Origin of the sequence: Mesorhizobium sp. M7A.F.Ca.AU.002.02.1.1 (assembly GCF_003998535.1) — a bacterium.
Lineage (GTDB): Bacteria > Pseudomonadota > Alphaproteobacteria > Rhizobiales > Rhizobiaceae > Mesorhizobium > Mesorhizobium ciceri.
In genome coordinates this window covers 1-947 of the sequence record NZ_RZPB01001302.1, presented here as the reverse complement: position 1 = coordinate 947, position 947 = coordinate 1, and the positions used below count along the sequence as shown (strand labels likewise).

Genomic DNA, 947 nt, shown 5'->3' with positions numbered 1-947 from the left:
GCGTCGAAGCGCGCGGTGATTTCGCCGTCGCGCATCACCAGCACCTGGTGCGACAGGCCGATCGTCTCTTCCAGCGTGTCGGAAATCAGAAGGATCGCCACGCCTTGCGCGGAGAGATCGCGGACCAGTTCGTAAACCTCTTCCTTGGCGCCGACATCGAGGCCGCGCGTCGGGTGATCGAGCACCAGGATGCGCGAGCCCGCCGTCATCCAGCGCGCCAGCACCACCTTCTGCTGGTTGCCGCCGCTGAGCTTGCGGCAGGCGGCATCGGGGCCGGGCGCCTTGATGCGCAGCCGCTTGATCCAGTCGGCGGCGAGCCGGCGCTCCTTGCCATAGTCGATGGCGCCATGGCGCATGACGCTGGAGAGATCGGCCAGCGAAATGTTCTCGGCGATCGACAGGAACATCACCAGGCCTTCGAGCCTGCGCTCGCGCGGCACATAGCCGATCCCCTTGCGCACCGCCGGCTCCGGCGAGGCGAAGCGCACGGCGTCACCGGCGATTTTCATTTCGCCGGCATCGTGCTGCAGGAAGCCGCCGATGGTGCGCGTGACTTCTTCGCGGCCGGAGCCGACGACGCCGGCAATGCCGACGATCTCGCCGGCCCTGATTTTCAGGTCGACACCGTGATAGGCACCGTTCGCGCCCAGTCCCCTGGCCTCGACCATGACCGTGTCGCGCGGCGCCTGCTGGCGAGCCTCGCGGTAATATTCGGCCTGCAGGCCGCGCCCGACCATGATCTCGTGCAGCTCCGGCGCGGTGACCTCGGCCGCGCGGTGTTCGGCGACGACCGCGCCGTCCTTCATCGTGTAGACGCGGTCTGATATCGCCAGCACCTCGTCGAGACGGTGCGAGACGCAGACGAAGCTGGCGCGCGATTTGAGCGAGCGCACGCGCGCGAACAGCACTTCGATATCGGCGGCGTTGAGCACCGAGGTCGGCTCGTC

The 947-nt window shown here is 67.7% G+C and carries 1 protein-coding gene; it reads right to left on the bottom strand.

Annotated elements, in window-relative coordinates; all coding sequences use genetic code 11:
- The coding region (locus EN879_RS37300) for a sugar ABC transporter ATP-binding protein (protein WP_164774911.1) at positions 1-947 on the bottom strand (947 nt) is incomplete at both ends.